The organism is Stenotrophomonas africana (genome assembly GCF_013004645.1).
GTDB lineage: Bacteria > Pseudomonadota > Gammaproteobacteria > Xanthomonadales > Xanthomonadaceae > Stenotrophomonas > Stenotrophomonas africana.
The window spans coordinates 86565-112024 of sequence record NZ_JABEME010000001.1; the positions used below are offsets into that span (position 1 = coordinate 86565).

General features: G+C 63.4%; 25 protein-coding genes. 3 read left to right on the forward strand and 22 right to left on the reverse strand.

What is annotated here, in order from left to right; all coding sequences use genetic code 11:
- Positions 1 to 111: 111 nt before the first annotated feature.
- Positions 112 to 1185: an alpha/beta hydrolase family protein gene (locus HLA98_RS00590; RefSeq protein ID WP_057499517.1), complete on the forward strand. Its 1074-nt coding sequence runs from the start codon at positions 112 to 114 to the stop codon at positions 1183 to 1185.
- A 119-nt stretch (positions 1186 to 1304) separates the two neighbouring features.
- Here HLA98_RS00590 and HLA98_RS00595 read toward each other — a convergent pair whose 3' ends face one another.
- From HLA98_RS00595 to HLA98_RS00610, 4 genes are all read right to left on the reverse strand, one after another.
- Positions 1305 to 1574, reverse strand: coding sequence for a hypothetical protein (locus tag HLA98_RS00595; protein WP_049447515.1), 270 nt, complete (start codon positions 1572 to 1574; stop codon positions 1305 to 1307).
- A 123-nt stretch (positions 1575 to 1697) separates the two neighbouring features.
- Positions 1698 to 1859, reverse strand: coding sequence for a hypothetical protein (locus HLA98_RS00600; RefSeq protein WP_232015557.1), 162 nt, complete (start codon positions 1857 to 1859; stop codon positions 1698 to 1700).
- A gap of 226 nt (positions 1860 to 2085) precedes the next feature.
- Positions 2086 to 2595, reverse strand: coding sequence for a GNAT family N-acetyltransferase (locus HLA98_RS00605; protein ID WP_057499515.1), 510 nt, complete (start codon positions 2593 to 2595; stop codon positions 2086 to 2088).
- An 82-nt stretch (positions 2596 to 2677) separates the two neighbouring features.
- Entirely contained in the window at positions 2678 to 3175 is a 498-nt protein-coding gene (locus HLA98_RS00610) for a GNAT family N-acetyltransferase (protein ID WP_057499586.1), read from the reverse strand.
- Between the two features lie 391 nt (positions 3176 to 3566).
- On the opposite strand from HLA98_RS00610, the gene HLA98_RS00615 reads away from it, so the two are divergent.
- Together HLA98_RS00615 and HLA98_RS00620 are read left to right on the forward strand one after the other, a co-directional pair.
- Positions 3567 to 3998, forward strand: coding sequence for a LexA family protein (locus tag HLA98_RS00615; RefSeq protein ID WP_232015558.1), 432 nt, complete (start codon positions 3567 to 3569; stop codon positions 3996 to 3998).
- The gene (locus HLA98_RS00620; protein WP_057500315.1) at positions 3982 to 5232 is read left to right on the forward strand and encodes a Y-family DNA polymerase; all 1251 of its coding nucleotides are present in this window, start codon (positions 3982 to 3984) and stop codon (positions 5230 to 5232) included. Before HLA98_RS00615 ends, HLA98_RS00620 begins: the two co-directional genes overlap by 17 nt.
- Positions 5233 to 5307: 75 nt before the next feature.
- Here HLA98_RS00620 and HLA98_RS00625 read toward each other — a convergent pair whose 3' ends face one another.
- The 18 genes from HLA98_RS00625 to HLA98_RS00710 form a co-directional block, all read right to left on the reverse strand.
- Positions 5308 to 7179 carry an AAA family ATPase gene (locus tag HLA98_RS00625; protein ID WP_080392870.1) on the reverse strand — a complete coding sequence of 624 codons (1872 nt, stop codon included), beginning with the start codon at positions 7177 to 7179 and terminating at the stop codon, positions 5308 to 5310.
- A 217-nt stretch (positions 7180 to 7396) separates the two neighbouring features.
- Complete coding sequence (locus HLA98_RS00630; RefSeq protein ID WP_057500312.1) at positions 7397 to 8188, reverse strand: DNA adenine methylase; 792 nt, start codon at positions 8186 to 8188, stop codon at positions 7397 to 7399.
- A gap of 147 nt (positions 8189 to 8335) precedes the next feature.
- The gene (locus tag HLA98_RS00635) at positions 8336 to 8569 is read right to left on the reverse strand and encodes a hypothetical protein (RefSeq protein WP_043402219.1); all 234 of its coding nucleotides are present in this window, start codon (positions 8567 to 8569) and stop codon (positions 8336 to 8338) included.
- A complete protein-coding gene (locus HLA98_RS21150; RefSeq protein ID WP_232015559.1) occupies positions 8559 to 9584 on the reverse strand; it encodes a hypothetical protein in 1026 nt (341 codons plus the stop codon). Before HLA98_RS21150 ends, HLA98_RS00635 begins: the two co-directional genes overlap by 11 nt.
- 782 nt (positions 9585 to 10366) lie before the next feature.
- Complete coding sequence (locus HLA98_RS00645; protein WP_057500310.1) at positions 10367 to 10699, reverse strand: hypothetical protein; 333 nt, start codon at positions 10697 to 10699, stop codon at positions 10367 to 10369.
- Position 10700: 1 nt separating this feature from the next.
- Entirely contained in the window at positions 10701 to 11681 is a 981-nt protein-coding gene (locus HLA98_RS00650) for a hypothetical protein (protein WP_057500309.1), read from the reverse strand.
- A complete protein-coding gene (locus HLA98_RS00655) occupies positions 11678 to 15283 on the reverse strand; it encodes a hypothetical protein (RefSeq protein ID WP_057500308.1) in 3606 nt (1201 codons plus the stop codon). Before HLA98_RS00655 ends, HLA98_RS00650 begins: the two co-directional genes overlap by 4 nt.
- 3 nt (positions 15284 to 15286) lie before the next feature.
- Complete coding sequence (locus HLA98_RS00660) at positions 15287 to 15703, reverse strand: hypothetical protein (RefSeq protein ID WP_043402241.1); 417 nt, start codon at positions 15701 to 15703, stop codon at positions 15287 to 15289.
- Entirely contained in the window at positions 15703 to 19452 is a 3750-nt protein-coding gene (locus HLA98_RS00665) for a phage tail length tape measure family protein (protein WP_057500307.1), read from the reverse strand. Before HLA98_RS00665 ends, HLA98_RS00660 begins: the two co-directional genes overlap by 1 nt.
- Complete coding sequence (locus tag HLA98_RS00670; RefSeq protein ID WP_057500306.1) at positions 19445 to 20095, reverse strand: hypothetical protein; 651 nt, start codon at positions 20093 to 20095, stop codon at positions 19445 to 19447. The genes HLA98_RS00665 and HLA98_RS00670 overlap by 8 nt, the downstream gene beginning before the upstream one ends.
- Positions 20096 to 20166: 71 nt before the next feature.
- Positions 20167 to 20967, reverse strand: coding sequence for a phage tail tube protein (locus HLA98_RS00675; protein ID WP_057500305.1), 801 nt, complete (start codon positions 20965 to 20967; stop codon positions 20167 to 20169).
- 13 nt (positions 20968 to 20980) lie between these two features.
- Positions 20981 to 21463 (reverse strand): hypothetical protein, encoded by a 483-nt coding sequence (locus HLA98_RS00680; RefSeq protein ID WP_057500304.1) that lies wholly within the window; start codon positions 21461 to 21463, stop codon positions 20981 to 20983.
- Positions 21456 to 21791 carry a hypothetical protein gene (locus HLA98_RS00685; RefSeq protein ID WP_057500303.1) on the reverse strand — a complete coding sequence of 112 codons (336 nt, stop codon included), beginning with the start codon at positions 21789 to 21791 and terminating at the stop codon, positions 21456 to 21458. The genes HLA98_RS00680 and HLA98_RS00685 overlap by 8 nt, the downstream gene beginning before the upstream one ends.
- On the reverse strand, positions 21788 to 22279 hold the full coding sequence (locus HLA98_RS00690) for a lysis system spanin subunit (protein ID WP_057500302.1): 492 nt from the start codon (positions 22277 to 22279) through the stop codon (positions 21788 to 21790). The genes HLA98_RS00685 and HLA98_RS00690 overlap by 4 nt, the downstream gene beginning before the upstream one ends.
- Positions 22276 to 22617, reverse strand: a complete 342-nt coding sequence (locus HLA98_RS00695) for a hypothetical protein (RefSeq protein WP_057500301.1) — start codon at positions 22615 to 22617, stop codon at positions 22276 to 22278. Before HLA98_RS00695 ends, HLA98_RS00690 begins: the two co-directional genes overlap by 4 nt.
- Positions 22617 to 23048: a structural protein P5 gene (locus HLA98_RS00700; protein ID WP_057500300.1), complete on the reverse strand. Its 432-nt coding sequence runs from the start codon at positions 23046 to 23048 to the stop codon at positions 22617 to 22619. Before HLA98_RS00700 ends, HLA98_RS00695 begins: the two co-directional genes overlap by 1 nt.
- Before the next feature lie 80 nt (positions 23049 to 23128).
- Positions 23129 to 23494, reverse strand: coding sequence for a DUF2190 family protein (locus HLA98_RS00705; RefSeq protein WP_057500299.1), 366 nt, complete (start codon positions 23492 to 23494; stop codon positions 23129 to 23131).
- 22 nt (positions 23495 to 23516) lie between these two features.
- Positions 23517 to 25445 carry a prohead protease/major capsid protein fusion protein gene (locus HLA98_RS00710; RefSeq protein ID WP_232015560.1) on the reverse strand — a complete coding sequence of 643 codons (1929 nt, stop codon included), beginning with the start codon at positions 25443 to 25445 and terminating at the stop codon, positions 23517 to 23519.
- Positions 25446 to 25460 lie beyond the last annotated feature (15 nt).

Here is a 25460-nt window from a genome sequence, read left to right on the forward strand (position 1 = left end):
CGCCAGCGTAGAGCGCGGCACTGCCGACCGGCAATGCCCTGCGGCAGTGCAGCGCGCGCAAGGTGGTGCAGAGATCTATGCTCGGCGCCATTCCCGCATGGAATGACCCCGATGCGACCCTTGCTTCGATGCGCACTTGCCCTCTGCCTGCTGCCCTGGATGACATCGCTGGCTGCACCGCCGCCAGCAGTGCGTACGCTCAGCGGCGAGCTGCAGGGCGCACCGTGGCGGCTGGATGTGCCTGCCGACTGGAACGGCGACCTGGTAATGCTGGCCCATGGCTATGAACCGGTCGGCGTGCCGCGCACCGCCCCCATGGCGGCCAATGACAGCACCGCACCACTGCTGGCAGCAGGTTACGCCGTCGCCCAGAGCGCCTATGCCAGCCAGGGCTGGGCGGTGGCCGATGCGATCACCGATACGGAACGCCTGCGCCAGCAGGCAGTGGGTGAACTCAAGCATGTCCGCCACACCTGGATGCTGGGATTCTCGATGGGCGGTGCCGTGACCATCGGCAGCCTCGAACGCTTCCCGCAGCACTACACCGGCGGTGTATCGCTGTGCGGCGCCAATCTCAGTGGCGAACAGATCGCGACCGATCTGCTGACCACGCTGGTCGCGTTCGATTACTTCTTCCCCAAGGCCGATGGGCTGCCGCCCACCGGCCTGCTATCGCGCGAAGCGGCGGCGCTGCCGCAGGGCGAGTTGTACCAGGGCATCGCCAATGCACTGCAACGTGATCCGTCGCACGCCGCAGTGCTGGCACGGCGGCTGCAGGTCTCCGCTGATGCACTGGCCGGCACGATCAGCCTGCACGCGCTGGTCCTGCATGAACTGGCTGCACGGAGCGGCGGCATGCCGATGGGCAACATCGGCGTGGTCTACAGCGGCTTTGGCGATGACACCGCGTTCAATGCCGGCGTGCAGCGTGTCAGCGCTGTTCCTGCGGCGCAGGCGCATGTCCGCAACTCGCTGGCAATCACCGGTGCACTGAAGCGACCGCTGGTGATCCAGTTCAATCACAACGACCCGACCATCGTGCCGCACATGCAGGCGGTATATCCGCAGATGGCTGCACGAGCCGGCGCGCGCCCGCAACCACGCGTACTGCCGCCGGTGGGCGAAGGACACTGTGGCTTCTCCGGAGCGCAGGTAATAGCCGCCTTGAAGACAGTGCAACGTTGAGTCCATCGCGTACCGTGGGGCGTCCGCCACGCTGCCAACGCTTACGATGCAGGAACCCGCGCAGCATCTGCTGCCTTCCCCATGCGCTGACCTTGCGCCGGTAACCCCAAAGGGCGGCGTCAGCCGCCCAGCGTGCCCATGGTGAAGGTGTAGCCGGAGCTCATCAGGAATTCGCGCATGCGCATCTCCGCGCGCCGCGGTGAGGCCAGGTTGGCCGGACCATACAGCGCGTAGACCGTCCCTGCACCTTCGATGGACTCACGGCGCACGCCGCAGTGGCGGGTTTCCGAAGCAATCACCCATCCGTCCTTCAGTCGATCCGGTCCGATCGATTGGCCGTTCATCAGCCGGAACGTCAGCCAGCGTACTTCCACAGAAGATTTGTTCATTGCTGGCGTACCGCCAGCGTGCCGCGATCGTTCATGTCCTTGCTCGCCATTGCAGCTCCCTAAGACTTGGAACTCGACCATAGCGCCTTGCCATGTCGTGGGCGAATGAGACTGGTCGAACCCTCAGGCCACCCGCCCGAACCGCTCCCACAACGCCGTGCCCAGCGGCGTCAGCCGCAGTTCGCGGCGGCCCTGATTCCGCCGAAGCCAATCGTTCTTCCCGAAGCTGTCCAGCGTCGCCTCGCCGACCAGCGTTGCGGAGCCCGACAGCGCAAGACCTGACATGAAAACCGCTCCTATCCACCGCCGCCGCATCCTCCCTCGGTCCTGTACCCGGGCACGCCGGTGCGGCTGATGACCACGCTGAACGACGATGGCAGCAGCAACATCAGGTCATTGTCTTCGCACTGGAAACCGCTGATCTACCTGTTCCGCCACTACCTGGGCGTGAGCCAGCCGGTCGGGCGCAACTTCCGCGCGGAGACGCCCACGGGCGCTTCTGCCTGGCGGCCTAGACCGTTTCGCCCTGCAGATCGAGCACGGCGGTGGTCCAGCCGCGCTCTCCCAGCGCGGCCACCATGCCACCTCGATAGACGAAACGGCGCGCGTGACCGTCTTCGATGAAGCAGGTCGCGTTCTGCATCGGTGAATATCCGGCCGAGGCGTAGTGCCGCTGATCCAGGGCGAACAACACAGCGAAATCGATCCCGCGCTGGCGCAGCTCGGCGTGCGCAGCTTCGATCAAGCGTGACGCGACGCCCTTCCTGCGAACGTCAGCATGCACCACCACCCCGCCGATCAAGCCTATGCGTTCCGGCTCGCCGTCCAGCAAGACGTCGCGCTCGTACAGTGCAAGGTGAGCGACCACGTGATCGCCTTGCAACGCCAGGACCAGAGCGACCGGCGCCGGAACAGCGTAACCGTCGCCCTGCATGTCCGGGAATGCCTGGCGCAGCAGATCCACCGCCTGCTGACGGTGATCCGGCGCTACGCTTTGCCAGCGGGATACCTGAACGTGCATTGCCCAGTCTTCGTGGAATAGTCATGTGTCCAGGCCCATCCTGCCACGGAAACATGACCGCGCCTGCGGCAATGTTTCACCGTCACTGCAGGGTGATCCAGTACGAGACGATATCCGTGTAGCAGCCCGCGCGTTTGACGGCCCGTGGCTCCGTGCCAAATGCACTGAAGCCCAGCGATTCGTACAGCCCGCGCGCGGCAGCGTTGTCTGCCAGCACCGTGAGGGTCAGCGATTCAATGCCTTCCGCGCGCGCAGCCGCGAACGCCGCGAGAAAAAGCTGGCGGGCGATACCCTGGCCACGATGGCCAGCATCGACGTGGACACTGTGCACTTCGGCCGTATGCCGTCGCGCCATCCGCACCGGGCGTAAATAACGCAGGAAGCCCACCAGCATGCCGTCAACGAAAGTGCCGAAGTAGCGCGTACCAGGATCCGCAAGCTGGGCGCGCATCACGTCCGCCGAGTCATTCTGTGCCTCGGCCAGCGTGGACAGGAACGCAGCGGGTGACTCGTGAAGCGCCTGCAACCGTGCCTGCCAGAGAACATCGGCGTCGTCAGTGCTGAGTTGCCGGATAAGCATGCGCCACACCCGTGAGGTTGCTGATGCACAGGTGCCCAGCCTAGCGCGGGGTCGCCTGATGTGGCGTGCATGCAAGGCAGCAGAAAAAGAAAAAGCCCTGACCGGAGTCAGGGCTTTTCAATTGGAGGCCTCAAGCGGAATCGAACCGCTGTAAACGGATTTGCAATCCTACGCATATCCTTATTTTTCTGCATCTTACATCGAATTGACACCCACTCAGCCACCCGACTAGGAAGCAGTTCACTTTCGCGAAGGTTCCTTACCTGTCCGCTAGTTAGTATTTGTACTAACATCCGCGCCGTCGCGGCGGGTGAGACCCGCCAATCTCAGAGTACGCGCCATGCAGTCCCTTCCCTACCCCACCACCCTTGCCCTGCCTCTCGGTCCGGCAATGATCGACGGCCCCGTGCAGTTCGTGCCAATGGCCGCAGTACGCGCGCGGCTGGGCTTCCCCTCGCCGGCCGACGACTTCATGGATGAAGCGATCGACCTGCACCGCCTGCTGGTGCGCAACCCGGCCGCCACGTTCCTGTACCGGGCCGATGGCTGGTCCATGAGCGGCGCAGGCGTCAGCGATGGGGACATCCTGGTAGTGGACCGGTCGGTGACGCCGCTGGCCGGTGATCTGGTCATCGCCATCTGGGATGGGAACCAGCCCACCTGCAAGGTGCTGCAGCTGTTCGAGAGCCACATGGAGCTGCACTCGGCCAACCCAGACTTCCCGCCCATCGTGCTCGAGCAGCCCACCGAGGTTGAGGTGTTCGCCGTTGTGGGCGTGGTTCGTCAGGTGAAGCGCCGAGGCCCCTATGTTCGGGCTCGTTGACGGGAACAACTTCTACGCCAGCTGCGAGCGCGTGTTTCAGCCGGCACTGCGCGGCGTGCCGCTGGTGGTGCTGAGCAACAACGATGGCTGTGCGATCGCGAGATCGGCCGAGGCCAAGGCCCTGGGCATCAAGATGGGCCAGCCGGCCCACGAGCTGAAGCACCTGGTGCGTCGCCACGGCTTGCAGATGCGCTCGGCCAACTTTGGCCTGTACGGCGACATGAGTGCCCGCGTCGTGACCATCTTGCGAGACGCCGCGCCGGGGGTGGAGGTATACAGCATCGATGAGAGCTTCATCGACCTGGAGGGTGTGCGGGACCGCCAGCGGTTCGCCCGGGATCTGCGGCAGCGCGTGCACCGATGGACCGGCATACCCAACTGCATCGGCATCGGGCCGACAAAGACGCTGGCCAAGCTGGCCAATAAGGTGGCCAAGAGCGCCGATGGCGTGATCGACCTCGGGGACGCGACCTACAGGTCCTCGGTGCTGCAGACCTTCCCCGTCGGTGATCTGTGGGGCGTTGGCCGCCGGCTGGCGCCGCGGCTGGAAGCCATGGGAATCAGCACCGCAGCTGCTCTGCGCGACGCGCCGGCGGACGACATCCTGGCCACCTTCGGGGTGACCCTGGCGCGCACCCAGCGCGAGCTACAGGCGCACCCCTGTATGGAGCTGGAAGAGGTGGAGCCGGACCGACAGCAGATCATGGTCAGCCGATCGTTCGCTGATCGAGTCGAGGACCACGAAGCCGTTGCCCAAGCCCTGGCCACCTTCGCCGTACGCGCCTGCGAGAAGCTGCGCGCCCGGGGCCTGGTCACCGCGGGCGTGTGGGTGTTTGCACAGTCCGACGTGTTCCGGCCGGAACTGCGGCAGCACAACGCGAGCAGGACCGTGAACCTGCCCGCGTCGACCGCAGACACCACCGTGGTGCTGGGCGTCGTGCGCAAGCTGCTGCGCGGCCTGCTCCGCGACGGCATTGGATACAAGAAGGCCGGCGTGGCGCTGCTCGACCTGGCCCGGCCGGATGAGCTTCAGGCGGATCTGTTCGGGCCAACGGTCGTTGGCAACGAGAAGCTTATGGCCACCATGGACCGGATCAACCAAAAGTTCGGGCGCGGCACGGCCGGCCTTGGTGCATCGGGTTGGCAGGCGCGGCCAGCGTGGGGGATGCGGCAGCACATGCTATCGCCGAATTACACAACTAGCTTGCAGGCAATCCCTGTGGCTAGATGCTGACCGGCGCACGGTGCAACCGGCCGTGCAATGCCCTTTCAGACATGTATTAAATGTTTACCTAACTTCGCAAGACGATTACAGCTGCTGCAAAGCCAGGGTTGCATTTGCAAGCTGCTGCGTCCAAAGACCATGCAGCAAGCCATTGCGATACGACTTTTCCGAGCTCCTCAGCTGAACAATTCTGTCTCCGGCCAGAGCCTTAACGGCCTCAAGAGCAGAACGTCTACTCTGCGTCGAAACCCTGTCAAACAATCGACGGGAAACTAGGTGAGCGGTAAGTCGCCCATTCCGCTCATAGCCAGCACGAAATTGCCCGGCCTGGCGATCACTTTCGGTTATAGCAAAGAGTCTAGCAAGCTCATTCGTGTTGAGAATGATGAAACCATTCTGATGCGCCATTTCTCCAACTGGAATCTGCTGATCTTCCACAATCAGCAGGAATCCGTCCTCCTTAATTATTCTTGACAGCAGCCCATTAGGAGAAAAGACTCTCAACCAGTCCTCAACAGGTATTTCATGCAACACATTCGTCATTACAACGCAATCCGCCCAGCGCTCACCCTTTGACGTAACAAGCCCCTCCGCGTCATTGAAATAACGGCTATCCGACGACCCGTAGAGCCGCTCAATTGCGGTCCGACACGCAGTTTCATCGTCAAGACAAGGGTCGAACGCCACGTAATCGAAAACCACATCCTGCTCAATGCCAGAGCTCAGCGCCTCTACCAAGCGTCCTTTCCCCGCCCCAAAATCGACAATTCGCAGGGCACCGCTACCTTTAATGTCATTCAGCGATGAACGGATTTGCTTCAGCTGCGGGTCGCCCTCACCAGTAAACACGACAGTGGGTGGAAGCAAGCACTGGAATGCGTAATTATTGGACGCCAAATGATAAGGCAGGCTCATAAATGAAGTCAGGTGAGAAATATTTTCATCATCACCAAGAAGCTCCCGAATTACGCCCTCCACCCTACTCCCTGCGAAATCAGCCTTCCCGTTAACCACACCCCAGATGGCACTAGGTTGAATTGAATTAATATAAGCTAATAGCGGTATCGAGTGAGTTGCTATCCATATTTGGACGTCAGGAGCAGTATTTCGAATGCGCGACAGCAAATGCACAAGCGCGGCCGGATGAAGATGATTTTCAGGCTCGTCCAAGATAAGCACGGATGGGCCAAGAGAGTCAGCTTGAGCATGAAGCGCCGCTATCAGCTGAAGCGCGACTTTCTGGCCAGAGGACAACTCAGCCATCGCAATATTTTTGCCGAAAATTGTGAGACCACCATCAAGAGCTCTGCCTAAAGACTCACCGAAGAACTGCTCAACGGCTTCATTCAGGGAGGTGTAGCGCTCAACCGCTCGATCAATAGCCACCTGATCATGCATCGAATGTTGGTGAGTTGCCTCCCTCCACTCTCCCTGGATCTTAGCGATATAGGCTAAAACACTCGAACCCCAAGATTCTGCGTCAGTTCTCTCAAGCAAAGAGGCATTGGATTCCAGCGCATTTTTAGCCATATCGTCGGGATTCGCCAGATGACCCGATGACGGTAAAAACCTTATGGCACGACCATAGACACCATCCGAAACCACAGCATCTACATCTGCCAAAAATGACTTTAGCTGCGCAATATTGGAACGCACTGCGTCTTGAGATCGATATTCCGCCGACTGCAGGTTCAAAGAAGCAAGCTGATTCCGCCAAGCCGCCGCATTACTATCCCGGGAAAAATTAATGATCTCAAAAACATAACGCAGCAATCTCGATTTGCCGCTACCGTTTCTGCCAGCGAATACAACGTACGAACCCAAGCGGACTAAGTTCTGCTCTGGCAATCCAAGCGCCGCTGCGCGCTCCCCCTGTACATGTATGCTTGTAATAGGCACTTCTGCATCCCTGCTGTTATGTATATGAGAGATGATAGCAGCACCTACCGCCGCCATTGATCGGAACAACGCAGTTGCTGCCCGCCCCAATTGACGCTACCAACAATGCGGGTCCTAGGCGCGCCAGGGAGACTGGATAGCATCCGTTTGAAACGACACCATGGCTCCGCTGCCATATAGCCAGGCGCCTGGCCTGGAGTCTTGTCGCATCAACATAGCGGTCAACACCCCTCGCAACAACGCCGAGGGGCTGTTGGAACCTGTTGCCTGAACCCTAGAGCAGCGCGGCTTGGCGATCATCCCAGCTCTTGATGATCAGCTCACCGAACTTACGCCTCCGGCCCTGCCCGCCGCCGATCGAGTAGTCGAGCTGCAGCGGCACCAGATCGAACCCAGCGAACACCTCGCGGATCTGCGGGTGATCGTTGATCGACACGACGAACCGGCCAGCAGCACTGCGCATCAGCTCCGCCATCGCCTCGTACTCGCTGAAGGGGAAGTCGACGCCGTAGCCCTCAGTCTCCCAATACGGCGGGTCCAGATAGAACAGCGTTCCCGGCCGATCGTAGCGCCGTACGCACTCCTGCCAGGGCAGGCACTCGATCACTGTATTCGCCAGGCGGAGATGCACAGCGCTCAGCTCCTCCTCGATGCGCAGCAGATTCAATCGTGGACCGCCGGCAGTCACGACACCAAACGACTGCCCCTGCACCTTGCCACCAAACGCGAGCTTCTGCAGGTAATAGAAGCGGGCGGCGCGCTGGATGTCGGTCAGGGTCTCCGGCCGCTCCATCTGCGCCCACTCGAACATCTGGCGCGACACCAGCGACCAGCGGAACATGCGCACGAACTCGTCCAGGTGGTGGCGAACACACCGGTACAGGGACACCAGCTCGCCGTTGATGTCGTTGAGCACTTCCATCTGTGCTGGGTACGGCCGCATAAGCAGCGACGCGGCGCCACCGGCGAACGCCTCGACGTAGCAGTCATGGATTGGGAAGTGCGGATAGAGGTGCTTCAGTAGGCGGCGCTTGCCGCCCGGCCAGGAGATGATGGGCTTGGGCATGGGTTCTCAGTATTTGCGATAGGGGGAGCCGACAATCCCGCCGCTCTCGCGAGGGCGGCAGGGCCACGGCCAATGCCAGGTGCTGAGATCACCTGTGTTGCGGCGCTGCCTGGATGCTTGCCGGCATCCGGGCAGCGCCCTGCTTCTTCAGACGACTACTTCTACCAATGGGAGATTGGGCGCGGCTTCCAGCAGTCGACCGCCACTGACCCAGACGTTGTACGGAATGGGCTGCTGCAGCTGACCAAAGGCACGCATCTGCGCCCCGTCATAGGTTGTCAGGCTACTGGTGCCATCTGCATTGTGTGCAGTGACCGTTGCCAGCAATCGCGGCCGGCCGCTGACCAGTTCGCCGAATTGATCCCACAGATCAGTCCGCATCGGTGAAATGCCTCTCCAGAGTCGCTGTCTGCTCGATCACGACAGCCTGTTGATCCACGACGACCTCAATGCGGATCGACTCGCATTGGCCGTGCCAGGTCCCTTCAGAACTCAGCACCTGCACCAGGTCGAGCGGCAGAATCACCCCAATCTCCCCTGCCTTCAGCGGCTTCGGGAAAAGAGGCACGGTCAGATCCACTGCGGCCTGTTCACCGCGATCGCACAGGATGTTGCGTCCGCGCTCGGCAGCGGCGGCGGCAACGCTGATCAAGGGGCTACTTACCTGTTGCGCGAAGAGCTGGCCCGCTTCCCCGGCCTTGCGTACCTTGCAGGTGACGCCCTTCCCGGCCAGCTCTCCCGTGACCACCACCGCGTCATACAGCGGCGCGCTGCGCATCTGCAGGCTTTCGGTTAACACAATGTCTTCCTGCAACACGTGATCCGGCGTTGTCTCCCGCCACAGCCACGGACTGGCCGGGTAGCTGGCGCGGACAACCAGCGCCAGGTCGGAGGGATGGGACTGCACCACCCCGCCACTCGCACCAGCGAGCGCACTGATGGCATCCAGTGGCGTGCTTGCGTCATAGAACCATGCGCCGGGCGGAACCAACCAATCAACCGTGTCGTACCGACTGACAAAGCCCGTGTCCGCCAACTCCTCGGCGACAAGCTGGGCCATGCTGCGCTCTTCCGTCGTGGCCTTGACGCGAGCCGGGGCGTAAGGCGGTGCCAGCAGCGCTGTCCTTGATCGCCCACTCAGACGCACACCGCCCCCAGCAAACTCGCGCTGTTTCTGGAAGCTCTCGATGATGCCCGTCCAGACGTAGCCGTTCAGCACCAGCTCGAACTGTCGCGGGCCCGAGGCCGTGGGCTTGAGCAGTCCCAGCTGATCGGCATCGGCCAGCTCGATGTCAAAGGTCCAGCCCCAAGCCGAACGGCCGGCGCTGAGCGAGACGCGGGCCAGTTCGATCGGCGTCCGATCAGGAAGCCGCACAAATGAAACCTCATTGATCACGACGTAGGTCCTACGTTGGGGGCGCACCACATAGCACGCCGAGATACCAAGATTCAGGGGAGCCAGACCGGGCACGCCAATCACGGCACAACCGAGGTTGAGACCGACCCGGTTCCCAGGTGGGAAGGTGGGATCGGGGTCGGGATCTGGGCCCGGGCCGGGCCCCGGGCGCACACCCCATGGAACCCGTCGCGCAGGCTCCCAAGGCAGCAGAGCGGCGACGCGGGCACCAACCGGGTTCGACCAGCTCAGATCCGCCCCAGGACCGACGCGCGGAGTCTGTCCTTGCCATCGAACGTGTCGGGATGCAAGCGCACGACCCTGCCGCTGCCAGCGCACCTCAGATGCGCGGCCAATAGCTGAGAGAGCTGGGTGCCAGGCAAGCGTGAGCCCGCGACGGGCGACAGGCAATTCTCCCCAGCCCGTCCTCCTATCGCTGGCGATCCACCCCATGCTTTGGCACCAGGTGAAGCCGATGCCCCCATGAACCTGAGGCGCCAATCCCCAATGCAACGAATCGGAGGCTCCAATCGAGAGGGCAGCGTTCCACGTGTCCGCTGCTGCGACGGCAAGCAACTGCGCTTCCGCCCACTGCGCCGACGTCACCCGCCGCACCGTCACACTACCTGCCCAAGCGAGGCTGACTTGCCCCCTCACTCCCCTTATGACGGGCTCCGGCGCGTTGTCGTCCCAGTTGACGCCAAGATTCAGCGCGACGAATGAACCAACACCGCCAAATCGCGGCCCGAGATTGAGTCGAACAAAACCTCCCGGGGGCGACATCAGCCGTCCATAGCCGCAGGTAGCACCCAGTCCTGGGCAGCAGCGTTGTAGTTGCCCTGGTCATCAAAGCCGACCACAAGGAAGTAGACATTTACGGGCAGGCCTTCGATACGCCAGGTTCCGTCCGCTTTACTGATGGCGGAGCCGGCGATCCGCAGCGTTCCTCGTTCGAGCGCGACAACGCGCCCCCGAGCCGGTGAGTTCATCACTCGGAATCGGCCATCAGGGGAGTCGGGTTCGCCAGTTTCAGGCAGCGATCCGGCCAAGAAACCGAAACCAGTCAAATGGATTGGGTTACACCTGATGAACTCAACACGCTTCGCGCTGACCATATCAATGCCACTCTCGGCCAAGATCGAAAAGCACCTCGCCAGCGAAAGGGGTGCTATTTGCGGTCGTCGGAACTGCACTGAACCGCTTGCTCACCATGGCCTGCCCTGAGATCACGCTTGCGTCACCGTAGGCCAAATCCGCGCAAGGGGCGATCAAGCCTGGATACTCGCCACGGAAGCTACGGGCACCTTCCATGACAAATCCCGGGAAGCCAAAGACACCGCCATTTGCAGGTACAGGCCATTCTCTCCCGGTGCTGCTACCCATCCCCCCCCAAACGAAGTAGGAGAAACCGCGATAGAGAGGTACGAATGAGATGAGTGGCACCGCGCCCAGCGATCCATCGGATTTCCGCCCTACGTACATCGCTGCCGAAGCCGAACTTGGGACGGTATCGGTAAGGTCCGAGCTGAACGTGACAAAGTTCCGGTTCAACCCGAAGCCCGATGAGTAGGTTGATTGCCCGGAGCTCGACACTGCGAAGCCGTGCTGATCATCCGGCACGTAGCTGACAATGTCGCCAGCAAAATGCGGGGAGAACTGATTTGCTACGCCAGTGTGGTTGATGAACAAGTAGAAGCATCGCTCGGTGCCAACAGCAAACCACGCCCGGGCCGTACTGTTGGCCGCAGCCGATTTCGGCCACAGCAGACCATTCGCCCACTGCGCGATCGTGGGTATCGGCCCCGTACCAGTGTCCAAGGAATCCATAACTTCGAAACCACGCATCAATGCGTACTGAGCATTGCTGTCATCCACACGCAGCCTGTAGCCCGAGCCGGTCACGACGTTGTTTCGATAGACGCGCTTGCTTACCCCTTGGAACTCACGAACCCAGCCCAATGGCGCCTTTGCTTGCGCGCCCGAACCGTAGCCGTTCACGAGTATCGCGTCCAACAGCGCGATGAGCGAATCGGCCTGTCCAGTGAGCGCTGGAGCGCCAGGATCGGTGCTCTGGTAAACCGTTGGCTTGAGGCTCATGCGCCCTCCCCTGCAATGTTACCGATGACCTGGAAGCGAGTTGAATCGGACGCGCCTTCCGGCGTGCCCGGCAGCGTTGTCCGCATCAGCCAAACTGGAGCCAACCCGCCGATCGTGTTGAATCGCACTGCGTTGTTGGTTGACCAGCCGGTTCCCCACCCCTCTTTCTTCATCACAAAGTACGGCTGCCCAGTGCGTGGGTTGATGGGCGCGAGATCCGTGGTCGTGTTTCCGGCAGAGATCGTGCCGACCGTCTCGCCGATCACCTCAAACTGCGTTGCACTGGTAAACCGCACCGCCCAACGCTCAGTGATCGCGTCCTTGTTCGTCACGGCGAGCGGATAGTCCGTGTCGTTGTAGGTACCGGGCGCGACACTGCCGCTCGGGGAATCGGCCCATACGTTGGTCCATGCGGCCTGGTCGAACAGACTCACCACACGCGCCTGCAGGTCCAGCGATCCATTGGCTTCGCCCAACCGCAGTGCGGTGCTGATCATCGACTCCCCCACCGGATAGTCGTGCGTCAGGGAGGTGTTGATCTCGATCTCACCGGTGATCTGAGGCTGAACCACCAAGCGCCGGTCCTCGACGCGCTGGCTGATCGTCAGTGGCAGCGTGTACGCGGCCAGGTTCAGCGGGTCACTGAAGCGCAGATTGCCAACGTCCAGATCCGCCGTGAACCATGCGGCGTCGACCGGACGCCCGGCCGCGTCACGTACTTCGATGCCTGCAATCCTGCCGCGACCAAAGGTGACCAGCTGTCCCGCTTGTGGCGAGGGCACCACGTGCTTGGCCGTGTGGTGGATCAGCACGGTCTGCCCCGGTTTGAACGCTGGCGCACGTCCGTCGCTGGGCAGTCGCACCGACGACAAGCCGATCACTACCTCCGACAGCGGAATCGATCGATACACGACCGCGCCCATGTAGATTGTGCCCGGCAGCACGAGCGTCGGCCTCCATACCTGATCCCCCTCAACCTGATCGGGGTCAAACCAGGGCTTGCCCTCATTCCCGGCCACGGGCACCAGCTGGCCGAACTGAACCTTGACGACACCACTTTCCCAATCGACCTTGCCACGAATTTCCGAAGCTGACAGCACACCATTGATATCCGCAGTCACCGTGAGCAGCTCACCATCGATGCGGGTCGCGCGCAGCGTGAACATGCCTGGCCGCAGCGGTGAACCAGGCGCACGGAAGAAACTGACCGCCACACCCGGATCGGCGATCCGTGTCAGGAGGGATTGGATCTGGACAGTGTTCTCGCCGCCTGCCAGCCACTGCACCAGGTTCACCACACCGGCCGCGTAGTCGATCGTCCCTGCGTAGATGCCCGAGCCAGTGGTCGGATCGATGGAGTGATACAGCCCGCCGCTACGGTCAACGTAGGTGCGCCCACGGAATGCAAAGCGGACGCTGCCCGGAACGATGCTGTCGCTGATCGTCGGGGTGAGCTGCAGCTGGACCGCCGGCAGCGGCATGACCTCCTGCGCAGACTGGGCGGCCTCGCCAGCGAGCATCCAACCGGCTGAAACGATACTGCCGGCGGAGAACTGCGCCAGCACGTCCAGACGCTCGTACCCAACCACCTTCAGACGACCAGAGCGGATCTCGTACACTGGATAGGAGACCTGGCGGACCATGAACTTTCCGACCTGCAGCGAGACCGCGCCCGTGCTGTAGTTCACCGACCCCAGCACCGTACTGAAGGCCGTGTCCCCCACCGACACGCCGACCAGGTTGCCTGCGCCATCATCCTTGGCGATGACCCGCATCGCCTGAGGGGCCGACGACAGGTCATCGCGATCGCGCCGCACACTCACAAGCCAGTCGAGAAGCACTGTGCCCTGCCTCACCGGTCCCTGCGGCAGGGTGAACGAGACGATCCCGGCCGCGTCCGGAACAGGCTGCGGCGCTGCGTGTAGCGGCTGCCCCCAGTCGTAGGCGATCGAGAGCTGACTGTCCGCATCAGGCAGACTCAGCGGCCGGAGCGAGATCTCACCGGTCGAGTAGCTGATCTGTCCACGAACCTGCCCGCCAATCAGCAAGCCGCCGTTCCCGTTATCTGTGACCGCCACATTGGAGCCGCCAACACGCAGCGTCAGTTGCACCGTCGCCGGTACCGCCGAGCCCTCGCCCAGCACAAAGCGGAGCGCCGGCGGCAGGATGGCGGTATCACCAACCCGGGCCTCCGCGATGATGGGAGTGCCCCAGTTGGAGATGATGCTGCTCTTCAGATCCGGCAGCGCGCCAGCGGTCACCACGACGGAGCCGGTCTGGTAGTTGATCGTCCCGGTGCCTTGGCCCGGCTTGCCTATCAGACGGCCGCGGCCGTTGTCGGTCAACCTGATCCAGCGCCCAAGGGCGCGGTAGTCGACCACCACCGTTCCTGGGGCCGGCAACGGGGTCAGCTGGAACAGCCAGACCATGCCCTGGTTGTTCTGCGTCACCTCAATCTCGTCGGTGAAGCCCTGCATGGGGATGGAGCCAGCCGGGGACGCGGTGATGCTGATACTGGTACTGCCGACGCCAGTCGCATGCGTCAAGGCTACGACCCCACCCTGATAGTCGACCGTACCGCTCCAAGGCGTCGCCACGGCGGAAGCGAGCCCGCCAGCACCGTCGTCGGTGAGTTCGACGCTGCCTGCGACAACCCTTACTGCGCCCACCACCAACCCAGTACCGAGGTATCGGCTGACCGGCACGCCAGCAGCAAAGCTGGCACTGAAGTTCTGGCCGAGGCTGCCGGCAGGGCCGGATGGGACCTGGCTGATGGTGCCCATGCCGGCCAGAACGTCACTGACCGGGGTTTCAGCCGTGGAGGTAGGAACGATGGACACGTACGGGGTATCGACTTGCACAGCCAGATCGCCAGGCTTCCCAGCGGCGGTGAGGCGTTTGACGCTGTGATAGCTCGTGGCCTCCACCACGTTGGTTTCGTAGATCCTGGTCGCGGGCTTGGTGGCCGAGTACCGCACCACCTCCTGGCCGTAGAAATCGCGCAGCAACGCGTTCACCAGCTCGATCACCAAGACATCCCGTTCAAATGCCCCTTGGTCATCGGTAAACGTCCGTGTCGTACGGGACAGCACGCCTTTGACCCGCACGTACTGTTCTGCCGGATCGTGCCCGGAGCTGGCGAGGGTCAGCAGCGAGAAGTTGTCATTGATGTCGGGGCTCGGCGCGTCCTTCATCGCGTAGACCTGGATAGTCATCTGGCCGCTGAAGTGGTTCCCCAGTAGGACAAAGCGGGACTCTGTGCCTCGCGTTATGTAGCTCTCGACGCGGTTCTTGGCGTCGAGGCGCACGTCACTGTAAGAGCCCGTGGCAAACATCGTGACGGTCACGCGCGGGTCTGCCGGAGGATCGATCAGTACCGCGATCGCGTCCTTCAGCACGTCAGGCGCCGGTGTATCCACATGCACAAACATCTTGCGGAGGGTGGTTCGGCCAGTGGTCCGCTCCTCATCGCCGATATCCGGAAAGAGGTTGTTCATCGCCCCATCAATGATTTCGGTCTGAACCATGCGGCCACCGCCGTCAGGGTTATCTGTCAAGCGCTGCGACTGTCGCAGCTTGATATCGGTAGCAAGAATCGTCATGGATTACACCGTCATGAGGCGAAGGGTGATGGAGAAAAGGTCCGCATCAAGCGCGGGGACAGCAAAGCGGGTGGGATCGACTTCGATGGCCGGCCCATCCGTGCGGCGCCACCGGACCTGGAATGACCGCTCGCCGCTGTTGTGGGCCGGCATGACCAGATCCAGCGGCGCCAGGCGAGCCTCGCTCTCACTGGCCTGCAGCGCCCGTAGAACAGGAAGACTGACGACGCCGACGTAGGCAGTACCGTCCCGGGTTGTCTGAAGCGTGATCGGCCGCCCGGCCTGTCGCGCAGACTCCTGGACGATCAAGGCACCCGTCAGGCTTGTACGCGCCTGCTGCCCAACCTTCCAGGCCGTGAACTCATCGGTCCACTGGAGGTCAGCCGGCAGTTCGATTCCAGCAAGAACGATGCGGGTCATCAGCTACGCCCCCGAACGGAAACGGCCCTGCTTTGCTGAACCTGCCGCAGGACCAACGGAGCGACGAGACCCGCGAGGCGCTGCGCTTGCTGCACTTCGGCTGCGGTGGCGCCAGCCACCACTTCCTTCGAAGGCAGCTTCCAGTCAATGACGATGACCTGCTCATTGCTGCCGTTGCTGCCGATACGGGCGGCATCCGCCCTCGCCTGCGCCTCTGCCTCAGCTTCAGCCTGCTTGCGGCGCTCGGCGAGCGCGGCGGCGGCCTCCTGGTCTCGCTGCTGCCGCTGCCGCATGACCTGGGCCTCCAGCTGCGCAACCTCTGCGATTTCGCCCTTGCCCACGTAGTCGAACTGCCCGGCCAGTCGCTCCTTCGCTGCTTTGGAAAGCTCGTCCTCCGCCTCTGCGGTCGCTTGGAGCTCTGCCTTGTATTCAGCCAGCTGCTTGCGCTGGTCAGTGACCCGGTTCAGCGCGTTGGCAAACTGCACAAGCGGGTTGGGGCCGCTGAGCTTGCGCATCGCCTGCAACGCCGATTCGGAGACCTCGCCAATGCTGAACGCCATTCCTTGCGCAGCGGCCCCGGCCTGCCCCATCTGCTTGCCCATTCGTTCGGAGCTACTCCCTACCCGGTCAACCTGGTCCGCCGCACCACCCGCGCTCTCACGCACCTCCTCCAGCCGCTCGCGGCTGCGGCTGGCACCGTCCTGCAGCTGGCGCATTGCCACGTCGCTCACATCGCCCAGCCGCTGCATGCTGCGCTCGGTGTCGTAGATCGATTCCTGCACTGCGAGCTGGCTATCGACGTTGTCCCGGCGCCACTGATCACTGTCTGCGGCTGCGGCTCGCGTTGCGTCGGCATATGCCCGGAAGGCTCGACGCACGTCCTCCACGGATGCCTTGCCCCTGGCCGCGCCGTCACGGATCGCATCGAAAGCGCTCTTGGCGGCGTCGCGCGTCGCATTGAGCGACGCCTGCGACTGGATGCCAAGCCTGGCAAATTCGTCGGCCAGCGGATCGATGGCGACCTGAATCTCGCGGATTCGAGCGTTCAGCGCTGCGGCTGACCGCGCGGCCGCATCGAAGCCGACCTTACCCTGCCGCCCTGCCGATTCCAGCAGCGCGCCCAGCGTGCGCGCTTCGTCCAGCGTCGCGACCTTGCCAAGCGCTGCCTTGAATGCGGTCTCGATCTGGACACCGGTCGCGATCGCGCTTTCGGCCACCGCACCGAACGCGGCGATCGCATCCTTGCCACCAGCACTGAAGCCGACGCCCATGCGCGACGCGGAAACACCAAGCCGCTCCATTGCTGCGACAAGCGTGGTCTGCAGCACGGCGGCGGCATTGGTTGCGCCTTGCGGCATAGCCTCAAACGCGGATTGGGCCGACGCCTGGAAGCGGAGCAGCTCGTCACCGGACAGCTTCTTCAGCGTCTCCAGCAAACCATCACGCACATTGCGCTCTGCGGCGGCGCCCTGGGAGGCGATGTAGCCCAACGCCGCTCCGACCGCCTCCAGGCTCGCCGTGTCTGCGAAGTTGAGCCCCTCAAACACCTTGCCGATCGATTCCTTCGCGAGCTTTGCGTTCCCGTCGATCCCAGCCAACTGCTGCACCACCAGCTGGGCAGCCGGGCCGATTCCATTCATGAGCGCGTCCGCAGCCGTCTGGACGCCACCCCGGAGCGACGCAAAGCCCGTCGACACCTCCAGCAACTTCTGTGTGACCAGGCCCAGCTGCTGCAGCTGCTCCGCCGTCGCGACGCCGGCCTTCTGCTGCATCAGCAGGAAGCCTTCCTGCGCTGTAAGGTACTGCTCCAAGCCGGACAGACGCTTCTCGTATGCCTGCCGCTCCGCCTCGCCCAGCTTGGCGACTTCCTCGGCCGACTTGATGACTACGTCACGGTACGCAACGAAGGACACTGCCTGTTCACGCAGCTGCAGCGCCGAATCGCGTACCTGGCTGATGTAGGCCCGCTGCGCTTCACCGGCACGCTTCAGCGCCGGATCGTGCTGCTTCCAGATGTCCTGCGCCACGGTCTTGAGGACATCCAGACCGCCCATCGCCGCTTCCAATCCCAGCACGGCCACCGTGATGGGGACTGCCTTCGGCAACCCGCGCAGCAACGCGCCGAACCGACCGATACCCCGGCTGCCGCTTGCGACCGCTGCATTGTTGGCAAGCTGCGCATTCGTGGTCGCGATCAGTGCTGCGCGCCATGCGTTCAGCTGGAGCAGGGCCCCCACGATCTTGAACTGCGCATATGCGGCAGCCATCAGGCCGATCACGCGGGCATGGTCCACAACCCACTGCGTCGTGCCTTTAACCGCCTCGGCCATGGTGATGATGGCCTGGGCGGTCTGCTTGGCCCAGCGGGACAGGCTGCCATCGGCGGCCAGTCGATCCAGCGTGGTCAGCAGGGTGGTGAGTTGTTCCTTGAAGTAGGTCAGCACGCCTTGGTCGGCGACTTCCTGTTTCCAGTCCTTAAAGCGATCGGTGGCCGTCTTCCACAGGCCGGCGATGGTGCCAACCTTTGCGGCGGCGGCTGCGCCACCATAGGATTCGGCCAGCAGATCGAGGATGATGGCCTGCGCCTTTGCCACCTGGCCGGTGGCTTCCAGGCTCTTGATCAGCGCCTTCTGGCTGTCATCCAGTGTGAAGCCCTGCTTGCTCAGGCTTTCCATCGCTTTCGACGGCGTCTGCAGTGCCTTGCCAACGACCTCGGCAGACCCCTCCAGCGACATGCCCAGCCGCTGAGCCTGATCGATGGTGATCTGCATTGCTGCCGGGAACTGCTCTCCGACGATATTGGTGTATGACAGCAGGCGTACCTGGGCCGCGCTGATCTGTCCATCGTCGAAGAGCCCGCTCTGGAGCTGCTTGCGCATTGCGGCCAGGCTTTGCGCGGTGAACTCACCGCTTCGGCCGGTCGCCTGCAGAGCGGCCTCCAGTTGCGACAGCTCTTGCTCAGCGTCACTGCCTTCCTTCACGATGGCCTTGATGCCATCGACCACCCGGTTCAGGCCGACAAACGCGAGCGCGCCAGCCGCCACAGCCTTCAGCTTACCGAACCAGCTGACAGTGCTCTCGGTGGCCGACGCCAGGTCGGCACTGCCGGCGGTGGCGTCGTCGGCACGCTCGCGATACTCCGCCAACGACTTTGCCGCAGCCCTGCTGGTGTTGGCCTGCTTGCGGAAGGCCGTCTCTGCCTCATCGATCTGCTGCTTGCGACGACGGCCCGCCTCGGCCTCTGCCGCTGCGGCCCTGGCTTGTTCGGTGAGCGCTGCTGCACTACGGGCGACCTCGACGCGCAGGCGCTGCTGGTGGTCGGCCAGGTTCGCGGTGTTGACGCCGAGCGAAGATAGCTCGTCGTCGGCCTTGCCGACGGCTTCCCATTGCTCGTTGAGCGCCTTCTTCAGGCGCTCGCCTTCCTTACGCAGATCCCGCTGGGTTGCCAGCACCTCGCGGGAGGGCTTGTCCATCTCGCCGATGCTGAGGCTGAGCGCCAGTGCGGCCTTCTGGTTGTCGTCAAACTGCTGCTCCAGCTGCGCGAGCTCGGTCAGCATGCCGTCAAAGGCATCCGCTTTCGCCGCCGCCTCGTTCAGCCCAGTGAGCGAGTCGAGCAGCTTCGTCGCCTTGCCAGCGGTCTCGACCGACACATCCCCCAGATCGCCGAACGCCGCGCGCAGTTCGTCCACACCTTCGCGGCCCTGCGTTTCGATGACGACCCGAATTGCTTCTTCCAGCCGATCAGCCATTGGAGCTTCCGTTGACGCGCCACTGGCGGCGCAGTTCTGTCAGATAGGTGGTGTGGAAGCGCTCGATCAGCCGGCGCCGGGCCTCCAGGGCGCGGCTGTTGCCATCAGCACCCGAGAGCATCTCGAACGGGCTGGGCCCTCGCAGGATGCGAACCGGGCCTCGACCGTGGCGTTTCTGCTGTGCCCGATCCCAGCCGCGCACACGGATGGCCCTGCGGCCCTTGATCGTCGCGATGAAGGCGCCGTCGTAGGTCTTCGACTCGCCCAGGCCAATGCCGGCCGTGGCACCTCGGGATTTGCGACCGGCCCAGCGACCACCGAACTCGATCAGCGAGATCTGCCGCGTGCTGGCCCAAATCGAAAGGAAGTCGTCCCTGCCACGCTTGCCGGTGCTGTAGCCGCGCTCGCCCGTCTCCACGCGATACTTCCCCCGCAGAGCAGAAGCGCGAATGTTGTAGGAGCCACGTACTTCTTGCGCAGTAGCCGGCCCAGCCCGACGCTGCAGACCAATAAACGCCCGCTGCACCGACAGGTCGTATCGATTCAGCACCTCGCCAGCCAGGTCGGTCAGACCATGGAAGCCCTTTGCCCGCCGGCCGCTGACGTAGTACTTGAGCAAGTTGTTGTTGCGATTGGACGCCACAATGCCCTTCCTGTTTCAAACCGGGAGGGCGCCCTCGCGGCGCCCTCCCCTCGCCGGGGTCACCGGCACGCTCAGCCCGCCGACTGCGCTGCGATCTTGAAGGTGTAGAGATCGGCCTCGCCGGCCTGGAAGATGACCGGGCCAGTCAAAGTCACCTGGATCGGTTCGTCGCTGAACCAGTCAACGTCGCCATCGACCGTCAGGTCGACATTGGGGATCGACAGCAGGCCCTCGTCGCCACTGATGCGGTCCTGCATGTCGCCCAGGACCTGGAACGACTTGCTCGGCGTGGTGCCGCCGCTGATTGCGGTTTCCAGGTAGGCATCGAAGCTGTAATCGGCCGTCACAACATCACCAGCCTGCAGCGCGCCACCCTTCTTGGGGATCAGCAGACCATGACGGGGCTCGAGGTCATAGTCGGTGCCCTTCACCAGGTCCACTGCGCCCTTCTTGAAGGCCGGCGCCGGCGTTGCTTCGATGAAGTTATGCGGCAGCTTCACGGGAGTATCCACGCTGCCAACAGTGACCGACACAGCGCTGGCCGAGCCGGCTGCCACAGTGGTGTTGACCAAGGTGCCGTACAGCATGCGAGCCAGGAAGGCCGTCGGCACCTCCAGCGCGGTAATCGAAACGTTGGTGACGCCCGGATTCGAATCCTTGTGGATGATCTGCTGATAACGAGCATCGCGGCGCTTGCTCTTGATCTCCACCGAATCGCCGGCTTCGTAGCTGAAGGTCAGCGAGGACTGCTCCAGGGGCTGGTTACCGAACTTGTCGGCGGGCTCGGGAATGACGGGGACGCGAACGCCCTCGGCGCCGTGCTCCCAGAAGCGCAGGTCACCTGCGAATTTGCGGACTTTTGGCTGTGCCATGGTTCTGGTTCCTTTACGGGTTGGACACGGGCTCAAAGGTCTCGGTCAGACCAGCCCGCGCGGTGATCTGAGCGACTACGGCGGTATGCCCGGCATCGTCCTCCAGGGTCGCAAGCTGGGTTTCGATCAGCTCGAAGCTGGTCACCCCCAGCGGCAGCGACTTCTCTTTGAACGTCAGGGCGCGGATCAGGTCATGGCGCGCGCGATGAACGAGCAGCCTAGGATTCGCTTCATCGCTGCCACGCGGGACTTCGAACTCGATGGTGATGGCCGCATCGGAGCTGGACTGGGCAACACCGCCGCCACTGCGCGAAAGCTGGCGGACAGAGATGATCGTTGCCGGCTCGGTGCTGTCCTCGCTGATCTCGGTTTCATCGATGATCACGGCGCCCGCACCGATGTCGGTGCGGAAGCCACTGCTGCGCGAGATCAGGCGGACGCGAGCAGCCAGGAACTCCACCAGCTGCCACGACAGCGGCTCTGCCAGGTCATCCACGGCTCACCAGCCAGCGGCTCTGCGAGCCGTCATCGCTGATCTTCTTGCTGTTGACGAAGACCTCAGTGCCGAACGCGCTCGAAACCACCTCGAAGCGATCGCCCTGGTCAGGCGCTACATCCGATCGCAGGTACGCGATCTCCACACGGCCCGCCCTGAACTGGCGCAGTTCTCCGATGGTCTCAACGTCGCGCTCCACGTAGGCACGCACGTCCTCGGTGGCCGGACCATCCTTGGCCGTGTACCGACCTCGCGACGCCATGCCCGCCAGCGCAAAGGCGGCGTGCAAAGTGCCGTCCAGATCGCGGAGGAAGTCCACCTCGCTCACTTCCCACCTCCGGCGCATAGCAGGGCAAAGGATTGCAGCCCCCTCACCTGTGCATCGCACTGGGCTGCGGCGCCAACAGCTCGGCCCGCACTCTCAATTCGGTCGTCGGCTCGACCATCAGGCTGGCTGGCGGCAGCGGCGGCTGCGGACAGCTCGGCGGTTGCGACGGTCGCTTGCCAGCGCTGGTGCAGGCGCTGGTTGCCAGCGCGAAGATCAGCGATAAGGCGATCAGAGGCTTTCTGTGCATCGTCCTTTTCCTTTTCATATGTAGCGGCCAAAGCGTTCGCAGCGGCTGCGCTGTCACGTTCGGCCGCCAGCGTGGCGGCCGTTGCATTCGCCTCGGCGCGGGCCGCATCACGTTCGCGCTCCATCACGTCACGGGCGGCAGCTGCCTGGTCGGTCGCGCGGTGCGCGATAGAAACCGACCCTCGCTGCCAGACAACCACGCCCAGCAGCAGAAGAGTGGCGAGGATGAGGGCACGGATCATGCGGACACCGCCGGGTCTTCAGGCGGAATGACTGCACCGAGCCTACGCAGCGTGGATTCAAGCTGCCGGACTCGCATCCGCAATGCGCTGGCCTCCTCCTGTGCCTTGAGCCGCATCATCATCTCTTGCTGCAGCCGCTCGTCCTGGACCGAGACCCTCTGTTCCAGCGACCCGATACGCTCGGAAAGACCCTTGATGAGATCCACGTTCGCATCAGTCTCGGTGCGCTCCTTCTTGCGCGACAGAAGTGCAGCCCAGGTCTCGCGCAGAATCCACACGGCTACGACGCTGCCCGCAGCCCACCAGGGAGCCGTGGCGGTGACACCGCCGCCGACCATCAGCTGAGCGCCTCGGCGACACCAGCACTGACCACATCGGCATTCCAGTACACGCCACCGTTCTCGTGCTTTGCGATGGCCGTCGCGAGACGCCCCAGCGTCACCGGGTTATCCAACCGGATGACTTCGGAAGGTGCGACGCCCACCGCCGCCGCAACCTGCCGGACGTAGGCGCCCGTATCGTTCTCCACCGGTGGTGCCCAGCGTCCGATGATCTCCTTCACGGTGCGGAGGCCGTGCTTGCGCTGATAGGTGAGCAGTGTCTTGCCCAGCGCCCTGAAACCCGCCTGCGGGGTCAGGAAGACGCAGAAGCGAGCCTCGCGGGCGATGGCAGCTGCCGACCGATCTTCGCCCTGCCAAGGCGTGCTGGTGCGGTCGATGTTGCCAGGATTGTTGTTGCGTACGCCGCGCGGCGTGCTGGTGGTGCCCATGCGATCCCCCGTTGTCGCTGTGGAAGAACCGGCACCGCTCACGCCACCCGGGCTTCTGTGAGCGGTGCCGGCCAGTTTGGTTACGCCTTGGTGGCGTTGCCGGGCGAAAGCCGGACCTCGGCGGTCGTCTGGCCGCTGGAGCCGGCGGCCCAGGCGAACGCTGCGCCGGTGATGTCGCCGGCCACGACAGTCGCGGAACTACCATCGACTGCCTTGGCGCTTGCGCTCCACACGAGCTTTTCACCCTGCTCGAAGACCGCCGTCGGCACCTTCGGCAGCGTGAACACGCCGCCCAGCGCTACGCTGCCCGTCGCGCCGGCGGCGATGTTGACCAGGGCAACCCCCAGCTGATGACCGACGACAACCGCCTGACCCGATGCAACCTGCTGTTCGGTGGTGTTAGTCCAGGGGATCACGTCCCCATCGGATACGAAGTTCTGTGCCATGTCTCAGTGCTCCAGTTGGGGATCAGCCGCAGCGCTGCACGCCGCGATAGTCGAGGGCGGCAATGCCGAAATCGAGGCGGGCCTTCCAGCGCACACCGTCGACGGTGAAGCCTTCCTCGTAGTCCAGGAAGGGTTCGGTGATCCCATCAAGGAATGCGACCTCGATGGCCGGACAGTCGTTCGGATCGGCGAACAGGTACCACTTGTCGTCCTTGATGCGCGCGGTGTCGACGATGTCGCGGAAGAGACCCTGCACCGCGTTCGGGCGCTGCAGCTTTCCTTCAGCGTCCGGGTCGTACTCGGCCTTGTTGGTGACACGCGCGGCACTGCCGTATTTGGTCGGACCGAGCCAGAGTGCCGGCGACAGATCCAGCACATCATTCCCGCCGACGTCCTTCTGCTGGGCCAGCTGGACGCGCATCGCGTCGACCGAGGTGACGCTCGGCACTGCTGCCGCCAGGATGTTGCCGTGGTCGGCGTGGAACAGCGCCTTGTTGGAATCCAGCTTCGGATTGCTGGCGAGGAACGCATACGCGTCGGCCTCAATGGTCCGCTTTGCGGCACGACCGAAGGCGGTCGCCAAGCCGAGGAACGCGCCCAGGTCGTCGTTGATGATCGCCTGACGCGTCAGGTTGATGGTGTTGCCCTTGGTGCCAGCGGTGATGGTTGCCTTCTCGCCGTCCGGGATCTTCTTGTTCTTGAACTCGCCAGCCTCGGTCAGCTTGTCCAGGTTGCCAATGCTGCCCACGCGGTAGCGCGAATGCTCGCGGAAGTCACTGACGGTGCCGGTGACGCACCAGCGGGACCAGGTGTCCGGCGCAACGGCGTAGGCCGCCTGCAGCGCCTTGTGCATCGTGCTTTCGAGCAGCACCGGGAAGTCACTGCCGCTCTGCGTGAACGCGCGGCCGACCAGCTCCAGCTTCGCCATGCCATCGGTGCGTACGCCGCAGCGCTCCAGGCTACGACGGGCCAGGTCCATCAGGGTCAGGCCGCGCACTGGATTGTCACCGGTGAGCGCGAAGATCCGCTTGGTTGCGGGATCGATCACCTGGGCTCGGTGCAGCAGCGCATGCGTCACAGCGGAGCGCTGCAGATCCTGCTCGTCCTCGGTGACGCTGATGCGGTTGATGTTGCCGCCAGCAGCGGCGTCGCGCTGCTCCAGCGTGGTCAAGATCAGGCCACGCACGTGGTCGACCGAGTGACCAGCGCGAATCCAGCCAGCTGCATGCTCGGTCTGGCCGTGGCGGGTTGCCAGCTCCACGATGTCGGCTGCGCGCGTGTCACCTTCCGGAGCCTGAGCTGCGGCCGGCGCTGCCGGAGCCGGGGTATTGTTGATGGGTTCCTGCTGGACCGCCGATTCGGCGGCGCGGGCGGCGGGCTGAGGCATGGTGTGCTCCTGCGACGATGCGCTACGGGTGAATACACAGGGGGTCCCCTGTGCGGGTTGATTGCTGCGGGTACCTGCTGCCGGGTCGGCCGGCACAGTGACGAAGCTGATCTCGCTCGGCGTCCACTCGACCGCGCGGTAGATCGGCAAATCGCCGGGGTTGACGGCGCGCTCGATCTCATAGCGCTGCACGGTGTAGCCAACCGAGATATTGCGAATGATTCCGGCACCGATATCGGCGACTACGCCGGCCAGCTCCTCGCGACCGGAGAGACGGATAAGGGCGTGGCCTTCACCATTGGAGAGCCAGGCGCGATCAACCACTCCCATCTGTGAGCCGATACCCCAGGTGTTATGGCTGTCCAGGACCGGCGCAGCGCCAGACGACAGACGCTCCATGTTGCAGGCAGCCTCATCAACGACCAGCTCCTCCCAGTAGTACGTGTCATTCCACCAGTCGTAGCGGCGCACCCGGGTACCGGCGGTCCACTGGAGTTCGATCGTGCGTGCCTCGCTATCGAAGCTGGTCGGCTGCAGCTCGGCCTCACGCAACTGCGGGGGCATGAGACGTGTCGTACC

Bases quoted from the DNA above. Each gene is read 5' to 3' on its own strand.
- HLA98_RS00620 (WP_057500315.1), top strand. From the start codon at position 3,982: ATGTTCGGGCTCGTTGACGGGAACAACTTCTACGCCAGCTGCGAGCGC.
- HLA98_RS00675 (WP_057500305.1), bottom strand. From the start codon at position 20,967: ATGGCACAGCCAAAAGTCCGCAAATTCGCAGGTGACCTGCGCTTCTGG.
- HLA98_RS00635 (WP_043402219.1), bottom strand. From the start codon at position 8,569: ATGCGGACTGATCTGTGGGATCAATTCGGCGAACTGGTCAGCGGCCGG.
- HLA98_RS00665 (WP_057500307.1), bottom strand. From the start codon at position 19,452: ATGGCTGATCGGCTGGAAGAAGCAATTCGGGTCGTCATCGAAACGCAG.
- HLA98_RS00655 (WP_057500308.1), bottom strand. From the start codon at position 15,283: ATGACGATTCTTGCTACCGATATCAAGCTGCGACAGTCGCAGCGCTTG.
- HLA98_RS00600 (WP_232015557.1), bottom strand. From the start codon at position 1,859: ATGTCAGGTCTTGCGCTGTCGGGCTCCGCAACGCTGGTCGGCGAGGCG.
- HLA98_RS00650 (WP_057500309.1), bottom strand. From the start codon at position 11,681: ATGAGCCTCAAGCCAACGGTTTACCAGAGCACCGATCCTGGCGCTCCA.
- HLA98_RS00660 (WP_043402241.1), bottom strand. From the start codon at position 15,703: ATGACCCGCATCGTTCTTGCTGGAATCGAACTGCCGGCTGACCTCCAG.
- HLA98_RS00695 (WP_057500301.1), bottom strand. From the start codon at position 22,617: ATGGTCGGCGGCGGTGTCACCGCCACGGCTCCCTGGTGGGCTGCGGGC.
- HLA98_RS00590 (WP_057499517.1), top strand. From the start codon at position 112: ATGCGACCCTTGCTTCGATGCGCACTTGCCCTCTGCCTGCTGCCCTGG.
- HLA98_RS00705 (WP_057500299.1), bottom strand. From the start codon at position 23,494: ATGGCACAGAACTTCGTATCCGATGGGGACGTGATCCCCTGGACTAAC.
- HLA98_RS00645 (WP_057500310.1), bottom strand. From the start codon at position 10,699: ATGGTCAGCGCGAAGCGTGTTGAGTTCATCAGGTGTAACCCAATCCAT.
- HLA98_RS00710 (WP_232015560.1), bottom strand. From the start codon at position 25,445: ATGCCCCCGCAGTTGCGTGAGGCCGAGCTGCAGCCGACCAGCTTCGAT.
- HLA98_RS00625 (WP_080392870.1), bottom strand. From the start codon at position 7,179: ATGGCGGCGGTAGGTGCTGCTATCATCTCTCATATACATAACAGCAGG.
- HLA98_RS00700 (WP_057500300.1), bottom strand. From the start codon at position 23,048: ATGGGCACCACCAGCACGCCGCGCGGCGTACGCAACAACAATCCTGGC.
- HLA98_RS00630 (WP_057500312.1), bottom strand. From the start codon at position 8,188: ATGCCCAAGCCCATCATCTCCTGGCCGGGCGGCAAGCGCCGCCTACTG.
- HLA98_RS00595 (WP_049447515.1), bottom strand. From the start codon at position 1,574: ATGAACAAATCTTCTGTGGAAGTACGCTGGCTGACGTTCCGGCTGATG.
- HLA98_RS00690 (WP_057500302.1), bottom strand. From the start codon at position 22,279: ATGATCCGTGCCCTCATCCTCGCCACTCTTCTGCTGCTGGGCGTGGTT.
- HLA98_RS00615 (WP_232015558.1), top strand. From the start codon at position 3,567: ATGATCGACGGCCCCGTGCAGTTCGTGCCAATGGCCGCAGTACGCGCG.
- HLA98_RS00605 (WP_057499515.1), bottom strand. From the start codon at position 2,595: ATGCACGTTCAGGTATCCCGCTGGCAAAGCGTAGCGCCGGATCACCGT.
- HLA98_RS00610 (WP_057499586.1), bottom strand. From the start codon at position 3,175: ATGCTTATCCGGCAACTCAGCACTGACGACGCCGATGTTCTCTGGCAG.